This is a genomic window from uncultured Thalassospira sp., assembly GCF_963976115.1.
In the GTDB taxonomy this organism is placed as follows: domain Bacteria; phylum Pseudomonadota; class Alphaproteobacteria; order Rhodospirillales; family Thalassospiraceae; genus Thalassospira.
The window spans coordinates 345,360-357,364 of record NZ_CAXBJJ010000006.1 but is presented as its reverse complement, the minus strand read 5'-3'; the positions used below and the strand labels follow the sequence as shown (position 1 = coordinate 357,364).

The 12,005-nt window shown below is 54.1% G+C and carries 10 protein-coding genes; 2 read left to right on the top strand and 8 right to left on the bottom strand.

The features are described 5' to 3' along the window. Window positions 1-113: 113 nt before the first annotated feature. Window positions 114-1,292, bottom strand: a complete 1,179-nt coding sequence (locus AAC086_RS10125; protein WP_339778404.1) for a fumarylacetoacetate hydrolase family protein — start codon at window positions 1,290-1,292, stop codon at window positions 114-116. 235 nt (window positions 1,293-1,527) lie between these two features. Further along, window positions 1,528-2,163 carry a trimeric intracellular cation channel family protein gene (locus AAC086_RS10120; RefSeq protein WP_339778403.1) on the bottom strand — a complete coding sequence of 212 codons (636 nt, stop codon included), beginning with the start codon at window positions 2,161-2,163 and terminating at the stop codon, window positions 1,528-1,530. Between the two features lie 217 nt (window positions 2,164-2,380). Here AAC086_RS10120 and map point away from each other — a divergent pair, with 217 nt between their 5' ends. Beyond that, window positions 2,381-3,133, top strand: coding sequence for a type I methionyl aminopeptidase (gene map, locus AAC086_RS10115; protein WP_339778401.1), 753 nt, complete (start codon window positions 2,381-2,383; stop codon window positions 3,131-3,133). 129 nt (window positions 3,134-3,262) lie between these two features. On the opposite strand, the gene AAC086_RS10110 is transcribed toward map, so the two are convergent. From AAC086_RS10110 to AAC086_RS10085, 6 genes are all read right to left on the bottom strand, one after another. After that, a complete protein-coding gene (locus tag AAC086_RS10110) occupies window positions 3,263-3,922 on the bottom strand; it encodes an amino acid ABC transporter permease (protein ID WP_339778399.1) in 660 nt (219 codons plus the stop codon). Next, window positions 3,919-4,653 carry an amino acid ABC transporter ATP-binding protein gene (locus AAC086_RS10105; RefSeq protein WP_339778397.1) on the bottom strand — a complete coding sequence of 245 codons (735 nt, stop codon included), beginning with the start codon at window positions 4,651-4,653 and terminating at the stop codon, window positions 3,919-3,921. The genes AAC086_RS10110 and AAC086_RS10105 overlap by 4 nt, the downstream gene beginning before the upstream one ends. Then, entirely contained in the window at window positions 4,653-5,324 is a 672-nt protein-coding gene (locus AAC086_RS10100; RefSeq protein ID WP_339778395.1) for an amino acid ABC transporter permease, read from the bottom strand. The genes AAC086_RS10105 and AAC086_RS10100 overlap by 1 nt, the downstream gene beginning before the upstream one ends. A 78-nt stretch (window positions 5,325-5,402) precedes the next feature. Then, complete coding sequence (locus tag AAC086_RS10095; protein WP_339778393.1) at window positions 5,403-6,239, bottom strand: ABC transporter substrate-binding protein; 837 nt, start codon at window positions 6,237-6,239, stop codon at window positions 5,403-5,405. A gap of 505 nt (window positions 6,240-6,744) precedes the next feature. Beyond that, on the bottom strand, window positions 6,745-8,937 hold the full coding sequence (locus AAC086_RS10090; RefSeq protein ID WP_339778391.1) for a malate synthase G: 2,193 nt from the start codon (window positions 8,935-8,937) through the stop codon (window positions 6,745-6,747). A gap of 235 nt (window positions 8,938-9,172) precedes the next feature. Then, entirely contained in the window at window positions 9,173-10,498 is a 1,326-nt protein-coding gene (locus tag AAC086_RS10085) for an MFS transporter (protein ID WP_339778389.1), read from the bottom strand. 512 nt (window positions 10,499-11,010) lie between these two features. Between AAC086_RS10085 and AAC086_RS10080 the strand changes: the two genes are divergently transcribed. Then, a complete protein-coding gene (locus tag AAC086_RS10080; protein WP_339778387.1) occupies window positions 11,011-11,976 on the top strand; it encodes a TAXI family TRAP transporter solute-binding subunit in 966 nt (321 codons plus the stop codon). Window positions 11,977-12,005: the final 29 nt, after the last annotated feature.

Genomic DNA, 12,005 nt, shown 5'->3' with positions numbered 1-12,005 from the left:
AAGTATCAACGAAACCACTCACCCTGTAAGTGAGACTGTTCCGGGGGGAAGGTCACCCCGAACGGTGATGTTCGGGGTTTATGTGTTTATGGATAAAAGCCGTTGCAGGCTGTTTACAGCAAACCGCGTTTTGCCAGGTTGCTCATCAGGGCTGTAATGCCAAATGACCATGGGGTAATTTTGTCGGAGCGATCCACCCGGTTAACCAGCGCACCAAGTTGCGGGGTGGATATTTTGACAATATCGCCGGTTTCGTGGGTAAAGCCTGCCCCCTTGGCACCACGATCCTGCACCGGGGCAAACATGGTGCCCAAAAATAGCATGAAGCCGTCAGGATACTGGTGATGTTTGCCAATGGCCTGCCCGACCAGGCTTTCCGGCGAGCGGCTGATCTTGCTCATCGAGCTGACACCTTCAAGGTGAAAGCCGTCTTCGCCGTCAATGGTCAGGGCAATATCAGCCGATTTGACATTTTCCAGGGTGAAATCGCCATCAAACAGGCGAATGAACGGGCCGATGGCGCAAGAACCGTTATTGTCCTTGGCCTTGCCCAGCAACAGGGCCGAGCGCCCTTCGACATCGCGCAAATTCACGTCATTGCCCAAGGTCGCACCAACAATGCGCCCGCTTGATGTTACCGCCAGCACCAGTTCAGGTTCCGGGTTGTTCCAATGCGAAATCGGGTGCAGGCCAACATTCGCCCCCTGACCAACCGATGACATCGGCGGCGCTTTGGTGAAAATTTCGGCATCCGGGCCAATACCCACTTCCAGATATTGCGACCAAGCGCCTTTTTCCAGCAGCACCTTTTTAATGTCGGCGGCCTTGTCGGACCCTGGCTGAATTTGCGACAGGTCTTCGCCGATGATTTCGGTAATTTCCCGGCGGATCTGGTCGGCGCGCGATGAATCGCCACGGGCCTGTTCCTCGATCACGCGTTCAAGCAGGCTGGACACAAAGGTCACACCGCTGGCTTTAACAGTCTGAACATCGTTGGGGGCCAGAATATGCAGTTTGCCAAGATCGGCATCTGGTGTGCTGTTGGCAAGGGCTTCGTCCAGCGTGCCGAGAACGGCAAAATCGTCGGAATTACGAAGTTTTTCCACCAGATCGTCGCGTTCCAGAAGCTGGCTGGTGGTAGCACCTAATGCGCTGATATCGCGTAATGTGCCATCTGCGATCAAAACCGGTGTCGGCCCGCTTGCGCGCGGGTCCCAGACCCGGCCAATCAGCAAGGCCGATGCCGTATCGTGCGGCAGAATGTCCTGGGCGTTCATCGAATGTTCAAGCATTTAACTGGCCTGTTATTGTCATGAATATCGGGGTGCATGCCGGGTCCGTATCGGACCTTTATAGGAGGCAGGCACGATGTGAAAACAACTACAGCATGGAAAATGTGTTTTATCAATAAAATACCGAATCATTTTTTGCAAAGGAAATGCCGTTACCTTTTCGCGGTTAACGAATTGCGATTGATCGATATTTTCGCGCTACATACAGCCAGTTGCGATGTTTTTTCGGTGGGTTTTAATATTCCCGGCCCGGGCGTGCCCGATAAACCGGGAAACTGAGCCGATATTTAAGGGCGGCGGCCCGCAGGGCAAAGGCACATAAAAATGCCACCAGGGCAACGGGCTGCCTGGGCAGTTCCAGCAGGGCTGTGCCCACGGTATAAATCGTCGCCCCGAGCAGGGCCGAGGTAATATAAATTTCCGGGCGCAGGATCAGCGGCAATTCGTTACAGACCACATCGCGCACCATGCCGCCAAAGGTGGCGCTGATCATACCAAGGATAATCGCGACCAGCGGCGACAGGTTTAAATTAAGGCCAATGGCCGCCCCGGTAACGCCAAACATCGCCAACCCCAGGGCATCAAGCCAGAGTAACGCAACATAACGCCGTTCAAGAAGGTGGGCGGTGAAATACACCACCACCGCACTGGCAATGCAGGTAATGATCCAGGCCGGGTCGCGGATCCAGAAAACCGGGGTTTCGCCGGTGATCACATCGCGCACCGTGCCACCGCCAATGCCGGTAAAGGTGGCAATCAGGATAAAGCCGACAATGTCCATTTGCCGACGCGATGCTTCGAGCGCACCGGTCACGGCAAAAACGGCAACACCGGTCAGTTCGAGCCAATAGGTCATGTCGGTCATGGTCATTTGAGTGTCCATTGCCATGTTGATGGGGTGATTGTTGGTCGCAGCATAGCCGACAGGGCGTAATCTGCCAGCGCGATTTACGCAAGGGTCCATATGTATCACGGCGTTTGAATATGTGCGGGTCGTGGTGAGCCTGTATCACGGCACGCGATGTTGCGATACAGGGCCGGGATGCTGCAATCTTGACTTTGCGGCCCAAAAACGCGATAGCCTTTGCATGACAATTAAAAACGAAACCGACCTTGTTGCCATGCGCCGTATCGGGCGTTTGTGCGGCGAAATACGCGATGCAATGTGCGCTGCCGCCGAGCCGGGTATGACCACGGCCGAGCTTGATGACATTGGCCGCGCCATGCTCGATGCCGCCGGGGCCATTTCAGCCCCGGAAGGGGAATATAATTTCCCCGGTGCCACCTGCATCAGTGTGAACGAAGTGATTGCCCACGGCATTCCCGGCCCCCGCGTTATGGAAACCGGCGATTTGGTCAATGTCGATGTGTCGGCATCCCTGAACGGGTATTTCGCCGATACCGGTGCCAGTTTTGTTCTGGGCGGGTTTGAAGCATCGCGGCCCGAGATTAAAAAGCTGTGCGAAGATGGCCGCAAAGTGATGATGCAGGCTGTGCGCAAGGTGCGCCACGGCACACCTTTGCGCGAAATCGGCCTGACGGTTGAAAACTTTGCCTGCAAAAACGGCTATACCCTGATCCGCAACCTTGCCAGCCATGGTGTTGGTCGGTCCTTGCATGAAGAACCTGCCACCATTGCGACATGGGATGACCCGCACGAACGCCGTACCCTTAAAAAAGGCCAGGTCATTACCATTGAGCCGTTTTTGTCGCTGGGGTCCGAATGGGCGACCGAAGACAAGGATGATGGCTGGACCCTGTATGCCGATACTGGTGCGCCGACAGTGCAATATGAACACAGCATTGTTGTGACGGCCAAGGGATATGAAATTCTGACTTGAAGGCACCTTAAAGGAAAAATGCTTTTGATATGACAAACCCCGCCTCAAAAAGGGCGGGGTTTGTGCAGTGTGTCAGAGGGGGGGGCGATAATATCGGCAGGGTGACCCGGTGCGTGTTTTAAAAACCGCCTAAAGCCCAGGGACCGAGACCTTCTTTTCCAACAGCAGCAACAGTTGTGCGACCACACTGGTCATGACCACATAGATTGCGGCGATGAGCAAAAAGACTTCGAAAAACTGAAACGTCTCGTAGCCGATTTTTTCGGCGCGTGCCGTGATCTCGGTGACGCCGATGGCATAGGCGATCGAGGTATATTTAAGTTCTAAAATAGCCTCGTTCGACCACTGGGGAATGACACGGCGCAAGGCCTGGGGCAGGATGATGTTTACAAACCCCTGAAACCTTCCCATGCCAAGGGCACGGGCCGCCGTCATCTGCCCCGTGGGAACAGAGCGAACAGCACCGCGCAAATATTCGGCCTGATAGGCCGCAGTATTAAGGCCTATGGCGATAATGGCAGCGGTTAGCGGGTCAAAGACAATGCCAATTTCCGGCAGGCCGAGATAGATGAACAACATCTGTACCAGCATCGGGGTGCCGCGAAAGATTTCCACATAGATCGTGGCTATCAAATAGATTGGCCGGTTGCCGTAAATGCGCGCCCACGCCAGAACAAGCCCCAATATCGCCCCGATTGTTATCGCCGATACCCACAGCCCCAGCGTGGTTGGAACGCCCTGAAGCACATAGGGCAAATGTTCAATTGCGAAATCGAGCCACGCGCTCATTCGTCGCCTCCGTGCTCGATCACGTTGAGGAAGGCGCGTGTCCGTTCTTGCTGTGGTGCTTCAAACAATTGCGAAGGCGGCCCCTGTTCAATGATTTTGCCACCTTCCATGAAGATGACTTCATCTGCTGCCTTGCGGGCAAAACCGATTTCGTGACTGACCACAAGCATCGTCATGCCTTCGGATGCCAGCTTGTTCATCACCGAAACCACTTCGCCGGTCAGTTCCGGGTCAAGCGCACTGGTCGGTTCATCAAACAAGATCAGCTTGGGTTCCATCGCAAGGGCGCGCGCAATTGAGGCCCGCTGTTGTTGCCCGCCTGAAAGCTCGGCGGGATAGGCATCTGCCCGGTCCGACAGCCCAACACGTTCAAGTTCTTTATAGGCAAGATCAAGGGCCGCTTTTTTGCCAAAGCCGCGTAATTTTCGCGGTCCGATGGCAACATTTTCAACCGTGCGCAGGTGGGTAAACAGGTTGAAATCCTGAAAGACAAAGGCGACTTTCTGGCGCATTGAATTCAGGTTTTTTGCTGTAAGTTCTTCGCCTTCAACAAAAATCCGGCCCTGATCGGGCGGGGTGAGATGGTTGACACAGCGCAGAAGCGTTGATTTGCCAGTACCCGATGGCCCCATGATGACTTTGGATTGCCCGGGTGCCATGTCAAAGGAAACACCTTTGAGGATTTCAACCGCGCCATAGCTTTTATGAATATTTTCAACACGCAGCAGCATTATGCGTCTCCCCTGTGTTCAAAGCCCGGTAGAGCAAGACGGTTTTCTAATCTGTACAGTGCCCAGTTTCCTGCGCGATTGACGACGAAATACATCAGGGCAACCACACCAAAAACAATCAGGATGTTGCCCTGTGTATTTGAGATGATGTATTTGGCCTGACGGGTCAGTTCGACGACGCCGATGACATAGGCAAGCGATGTTGCCTTTAATTCACTGGAAAATTCGTTGGTCCATGGTCCGATCGACATGCGCAGGGCCTGCGGCATAATGATTTCGCGGATGGCTTGCAATTTGTTCATGCCCATGGCGCGTGCGGCCATCATTTGGCCGGTGGGCACCGACAGGAAGGCCCCGCGAAAGATTTGCGACTGATAGGCTGCCGAACGCAAACCCAGGGCCAGAACGGCCGCCGTGAACGACCCCATTTCAATGTAATCGGTGACGCCGTAATAAAATAGCAGCAGCAACACAATTGCCGGAATGCCGCGAAAAACGCGCTCGAACAGGACGCAAACCAGTCGCAGCGTCCAGTGACCGTAAACTTCCAGGATCGCCAGCACCAGGCCCAGCACCAGGCCCAATGACAACAGGCAAACAAGCAACCCGATGGCGATGGCAAGGCCGTGGGCCAGATAGGGCATCTGGCTTAACAACGTTTCGAAAATCATGTTTTCATGCTCGTTGGAACAAAAAGGAATGCCGTATTGCTACAACCTTGTGGGTGCAGCAATACGGCCAGCCGTCCGTTACTTCGTGTAACCGGGAATGTCGCCCTGATAGGTATCGACATAGGAAGGCATTGTGGTCGGGATGTCGCGAATGGTCGATTGCGGTGCATAACGATGAACAATTTCGGCCCACTGGCCGGATTTATAAATGTTCATGATCCCCGCATTGATTTTGCCGAGCAACTTTTTCGGGTCACCCTTTTGAACGGCAAGGGCCTGGGGCTGGTTTTGCTGAATGGTCCCGGCGATCTTGATCGGGCGTCCTTTGGCAATGAAGTCCTCGGCGGTGTCGGTCGAGGTCACAACCGCATCCAGTCGACCGGCAAGCATATCGGCGATGGCGGTAACGTAATCCTCGTAACCGCGCAGCGTCATATCAACCTTGTCGTTTGACGCCAGATTATCTTCAAGCCATTTGTATTGGGTCGCACCGCCCTGGGCGCCAACTGTGGCCCCGCAGCACATTGCCGTGATCAGGTTTTTGTCGGAATCTTTGGGGACGAGAATTTCGTCGTCGTTTTCCCACCATGGAATGGTAAAATCGAGCGCCTTGGCGCGTTCCGGGGTCACGTTCAGTCCGGTGACAAGAAGGTCAATGCGCCCTTTGACCAGTGCCGGGATCAAGGACGGCCAGGGAAGGTCTTTGAATTCAACATCCAGACCCTGGTCTTTGGCAATTGCCCGCATGGCATCAATGGCGATGCCTTTATATTTGCCATCTTCAACATAGGCCCAGGGCGGAAAGGCGGCTTCAACCCCGGCGGTTAATGTTTCTGCCTGCGCATGGGTCGAAGCCATTGTTGCCATGGCAAGCATGGCAGCGGCAGGCGCAAGTTTTCGAAAGATGCTTTTCATTTGTAGCCTCCTGATGTGCTGATTGGCGGAATGCGTTCTGGTTGCCCTGAAGGACAACCGCATTTCCATTATGCGTGTCATTTGAAGTGACGATGAAGTTTCATCAACATAAGCAGTAAATAAAAAAAAGTCTAATATAAATAAATTCTCAAAAAATGAGACAAATATATCGAGTATCGCATTGTATCAACCAGAATTAGAAATATAAAAATAAACTATCGCTTTTTATTTTTATCAAATATTTGTAAATTTCAGTAATATTACGGATATATTAAAAAATATGATCCAATTAACTGTTCAACTGGTGGTTAGATATATTTTTTATTGTGTCATTACAAAAAACAAAGGCTGTTGGGTGAGCTGTTTAGGCCGGAAACGTGCCTTTGAGGGCCGTGTGTTAAACACCAGATACGACAAACCCCGCCACGAAAGGGCGGGGTTTGCTGGTATTTGACGCCCGGCAATGTTTGGTCACCACCGGCTAAGTTTTGTTTGGCAGGGGTGATCAGGCCCCGTATTTTGCCTTGGCTTCGCGGCGGCGGGCATGAAGGACCGGTTCGGTATAGCCATTGGGCTGTTCACGGCCCTTGAATACCAGGTCACATGCCGCCTGAAAGGCAACACTGTTGTCAAAGTCAGGTGCCATGTTGCGATAATCTGCATCACCGGCATTTTGCTGGTCCACGATGGCGGCCATGCGTTTCATGGTTTCCATCACCTGTGCTTCATCACACAGGCCGTGATGCAGCCAGTTGGCAATGTGCTGGCTGGAAATGCGCAGGGTGGCACGGTCTTCCATCAGGCCGACATTGTTGATGTCGGGTACCTTGGAACAGCCCACCCCGGCATCGATCCAGCGCACGACATAGCCGAGAATACCCTGGGCATTGTTGTCCAGTTCGGCCTGGATTTCGCTGCGCATCGGGTGCTGATCGCCCAGACGCGGGATAGCCAGAATATCATCCAGGCTGGCACGGTCGCGCTTGCCAATTTCGTCTTGCACGGCACGCACATCAATTTTGTGGTAATGCATGGCATGAAGGGTGGCTGCGGTGGGTGAGGGCACCCATGCACAATTGGCCCCGGCCTTGGGATGGCTGATTTTGGCTTCCATCATTTCGGCCATGCGGTCCGGCTTGGCCCACATGCCCTTGCCAATCTGGGCGATGCCTTTCATGCCGCATTCAAGGCCGATATCGACATTCCAGTTTTCATAGGCCGCAATCCAGTACTGGTCCTTCATGGCATCCTTGCGGACCATGGGGCCAGCTTCCATGCTGGTATGGATTTCATCACCGGTACGATCCAGGAAGCCGGTATTGATAAACACGACCCGGTCCTGTGCGGCACGAATGCATTCCTTCAGGTTTACCGTGGTGCGGCGTTCTTCGTCCATGATGCCGACTTTAAGGGTATGGGGGGCAAGACCGGCGGCTTCTTCGGCGAAAGCAAACAGGTCGCTGGTCAGTTGCACTTCTTCGGGCCCGTGCATTTTGGGCTTCACAATATAGATGCTGCCCATGCGCGAATTTGAAACGCTGCTATTGCCTTCGATATCGTGCTTGGCAATCACGGCGGTCATCATGGCATCGAGGAAACCTTCGGGCACTTCGTTGCCATCACCATCAAGTACCGCATCCGTGGTCATCAGATGGCCGACATTGCGCACCAGCATCAGGCTGCGACCGGGCAGGGTAACTTCCTGGCCATCAAACCCCTGATAGGTCCGATCCGGGTTTAACCGGCGGGTCAGGGTTTTACCGCCTTTTTCAAACTGTTCTTCCAATGTGCCTTTCATCAGGCCCAAAAGATTGCGATACACCAGGGTCTTGTCTTCGGCGTCAACGGCGGCAATCGAATCTTCGCAATCCTGAATGGTGGTCAGGGCCGATTCCATGATCACGTCGGCAACCCCGGCAGCGTGGTCCTTGCCAATGAAGTGGGTCGGATCAATGGAAATTTCGACATGCAGCCCATGATTGCGCAGCAAAATGGCACTTACGGCGTCATCTTTTTCGTTAAAGCCGATGAATTGTGACGGTTGGGCCAGGGCGGTTTCGGTGCCGTCTTTCAGGGTTGCCTGAAGCGCCCACCAGCCCGCCCCATTATCGCGGACTTCGTATTTGGCAACATCGGCATGTGCGCCATTTGCCAGCGGGGTAGCATGATCAAGGAAATCGGCGGCATAGGCCACCACAGCGGCCCCGCGTGCAGGGTTAAAGGACTTGCCTTTTTCCTTGCCGTCTAGCGCGTCAATCACGTCGGTGCCATAAAGCGCATCATAAAGGCTGCCCCAGCGGGCATTGGCCGCATTCAAGGCATAGCGCGCATTCATCACCGGCACCACCAGCTGCGGCCCGGCAACGCGGGCAATTTCGGCGTCAACATTGGTGGTGGAAATGTAAAAATCATCGCCTTCCGGCAATAAATAGCCGATTTCGGCCAAGAATTCCTTATAGGCGGCAGGGTCGCGGGCCTGATCGCGGCGCGACAGGTGCCATGCGTCAATCTGCGCTTGCAAGGTATCGCGTTTGGCCAGCAGGGCACGATTGCGCGGTCCCAGTTCCTTGACCAGCTTTTCAAACGATGCCCAGAACGCATCTGCATCCACTCCGGTGCCCGGAAGGACGTCTTTTGCCACCAGGTCATGCAACACGGTTGCAACCTGCAAGCTACCTTTGCTGATTCTTTGGGTCATGTTTCCTCTCGCCAGTGATCACGGTTTAACCGGGCACGTATCGGTATGCCCCGCTATCTGAACCTAGCATAGGTGCCTGCACCATCCCCGGTCCACCACAGCTTTCAAATTTGCGGGATGTTTTCCGCATTATGGAAAACGTTTGAAAAGCTGAAAGGATCCGGGCGGCAATAACCCTGATTCTTGCGCGATCCAGAGTGGGCCTTTTGGCTCTGTAAAGGTGCCATTTCCGGTGTTATGACCCGCCGGATGAAGATGTATCGCGGTTTTGTGCGGCGTCACTTGTTGCGGCCTGTGCCGCAGTCGATTCTTCATCGGCGGTTATTTCGTCACCAAGGGGCGACAGTTCGGTAACCATTGGTGTGGTACGGGGGACCGCAACGAATGTTCCCTGTTCTTCCAGCGTGATCCGGCGACCAAAACCGGCCCGATAGGTGGCAAAAACAGCCATGGCAAAAGCCACGATTGAAAACAGGAGCGGCAAGCCCCAGGGACCGAAATAATCCAGGAAAAGGGAACCGACAATCGGGCCAAATGCGGCCGACCCGCCATAAACGATCAACAGGGCACCACTGGCGGGGACAAAATCGTCCGGGGTCAGATAGTCATTCACATAGGCCACTGAAATGGCATAGACCGGCATGGTAAACACACCCAGTAAAGCCCCCCAGAAAGACAGGTGGTTGCGGACTGTTTCCGGCATGAGATAAGGCACCAGGCCGGTCATGATCAGGCCGACCAGCAAACCAATCAATACATATTGGCGTGGCACCATGTCTGATGCGCGGCCAATCGGCCATTGCAACAGCATGCCGCCCAGAATGACAAAAAACATGAAGGTGGCGATATCCGCGGTGGGTAGGCCCAGATCGGCGGCAAACACCGGGCCAACACCATAAATCGCCCCCGAAAAAACACCGCTGCCAGCCGCACCGACAAAGCCAAGCGGCGAAATTTTAAACAGGCGCCGCAGCTTCATGCGTTTGTGACTAACGGCCGCAGGCGGCGGCTGGCGGGTCAAGGCAATGGGAACAAGCGATAGCGACAATAAGACCGATGCCAGTGTAAACAGCTCGAACCCGGAAATCGGCGACAGGTTCAGCATTAACTGCCCTAGGGCCAGGCCGCCCAGCGACACGGTCATATAGGCCGCCATCATGGCACCGCGCGAATTATTGTCGACCTGCTCGTTTAGCCAGCTTTCAACAACAAGATACAAACCCGACAGGCACAAACCGGTCATGGCCCGAAACAGCGACCATGTGATGGGATCGACAAACACGGCATGCAGCAGCGTAATGGCCGATCCGGTAGAGGCGAGCGCGGCAAAGGTGCGGATATGACCGACCCGGTTCACCAGGGACGCCCCCCAGATGATGCCACCGACAAAACCGGAATAATAGGACGCCATAATAATACCGGTATAGATCGGCGCGAACCCTTCGGAGGATGCACGCAACGCCAACAGCGATGATTGCAGCGACGACCCGGAATTCAGGGTGAAGGCAGCAAAAAGGGTCGCCGACAGGGCAATAATCATCGCAATAGGCGAACGCGACATGGCCAACCTCTTGGCGTTGCAGGATTTCGGCAAATACCCTGCCGGACCGACAGCGGGGCTGTCAATCTGCCAGGGGAGAACGGTTATGATTTTCAGGAACGTATTCCAATCCGGGGTGTTCCCGGCAGAATTTGGGAAACCTTCCCAAACGGCATGACGTGATGTGCCGCACATAGGCCATTTTGCCTGAAAATACCAGCAATCAATACGCAACCATAACATGAAAACAAACATGGCTGAAACGCTGGCAAATGCAGTGCGTCTTCAATTGCGGGTTGGGCGGGCGTTCGCGGCTGCAAGGATGGATATAAATAAAGCGTGAAATGCTGCGTTGCGGCGGGCGGCTTTGGGCGCGACAAGTTACTTGACCTTTGCCCTTTGCATGCTTTCTATGATCTGGAATTGGTTGAAATTTGCCAGGGTTTGCCCGATATCGGGTGGAATTTTGCGCACTTGAACGGCAAACGGCCAGATGGAAGATTATGGGGCTGGCCGAAAAACGGGAGGATACCTTGAAAATTTTACGCACAATCGGTGTTTTGGCGACAGGCCTGGGCCTGCTTGGCGCGCTGGGAACGGCGGCACATGCCGAAACCCGTGTCACCCTTAAATCGGCCAAATCGGCGTCATCCTATTATCAGATGGCGGCCCAGTTTGCCGAAGCAACAAAAACCGGCACCAAGGGCGATATTATTGTCACGGTCGAGGAAAGCCAGGGATCGGTGCAGAATGTGATGGAAGCCTCGGCACGCCCGGGCAACTATATGTTTACATCGCCGCCCGCTTTGGTTGCATCGGCACAGGCGGGCACGGGCCCGTTCAAAGGTCGCCCGACTGATAAATTTGCCGATATTCGCGCCTTGTTCCCTATTCCGTCATTGACCATGCATTTTGTGGCACGTGCGGATCGTGGCATTAACAGCTTTGCCGACCTTGAAGGTAAAACAGTTTTGCTGGGCAAGGGATCTTTCGGGGCCAAGGAAGGCGAAAAATACCTGGAATTGTTTGGCCTGAAAGACAAAGTAAAACTTGCCAGTGCCGAATTATCCAATGCCGTGGCGGCCCTTAAAAATGGTCAGATCGACGCGTTTGTCACGGCTGGTTCATGGCCTGCACCGAACGTGATTGAGGCCGCAGCAGGCATGGATGTGAAAATCCTGTCGCTTGGCGATGATCAGATTACAAAAACCGGTCGTGACCTCGCCGTTATTCCGGCAGGGACATATAACGGCCAGACCGATGATATTCATACATCATCGCTGTCGGTGATTGCCTATGCGACCACAGCCATGGACGATGATACCGCCTACACCCTGACCAAAACCTATTGGGGGCAGAAAGCCAAAATGGGCCAGGATAGCGCGTGGTGGAAAGGTGTTACGCCCGATATGCTGGTCAATATCAAAGGCAAAATTCACCCCGGTGCCCTGCGCTATTATGCCGAAGCCGGTTTTCCGGTTCGCGACGATCAGAAATAAGCGTCTTTTTAAGCGTTTTGCGACGTTAT

Bases quoted from the DNA above. Each gene is read 5' to 3' on its own strand.
- AAC086_RS10125 (WP_339778404.1), bottom strand. From the start codon at position 1,292: ATGCTTGAACATTCGATGAACGCCCAGGACATTCTGCCGCACGATACG.
- AAC086_RS10120 (WP_339778403.1), bottom strand. From the start codon at position 2,163: ATGACCATGACCGACATGACCTATTGGCTCGAACTGACCGGTGTTGCC.
- map (WP_339778401.1), top strand. From the start codon at position 2,381: ATGACAATTAAAAACGAAACCGACCTTGTTGCCATGCGCCGTATCGGG.
- AAC086_RS10110 (WP_339778399.1), bottom strand. From the start codon at position 3,922: ATGAGCGCGTGGCTCGATTTCGCAATTGAACATTTGCCCTATGTGCTT.
- AAC086_RS10105 (WP_339778397.1), bottom strand. From the start codon at position 4,653: ATGCTGCTGCGTGTTGAAAATATTCATAAAAGCTATGGCGCGGTTGAA.
- AAC086_RS10100 (WP_339778395.1), bottom strand. From the start codon at position 5,324: ATGATTTTCGAAACGTTGTTAAGCCAGATGCCCTATCTGGCCCACGGC.
- AAC086_RS10095 (WP_339778393.1), bottom strand. From the start codon at position 6,239: ATGAAAAGCATCTTTCGAAAACTTGCGCCTGCCGCTGCCATGCTTGCC.
- AAC086_RS10090 (WP_339778391.1), bottom strand. From the start codon at position 8,937: ATGACCCAAAGAATCAGCAAAGGTAGCTTGCAGGTTGCAACCGTGTTG.
- AAC086_RS10085 (WP_339778389.1), bottom strand. From the start codon at position 10,498: ATGTCGCGTTCGCCTATTGCGATGATTATTGCCCTGTCGGCGACCCTT.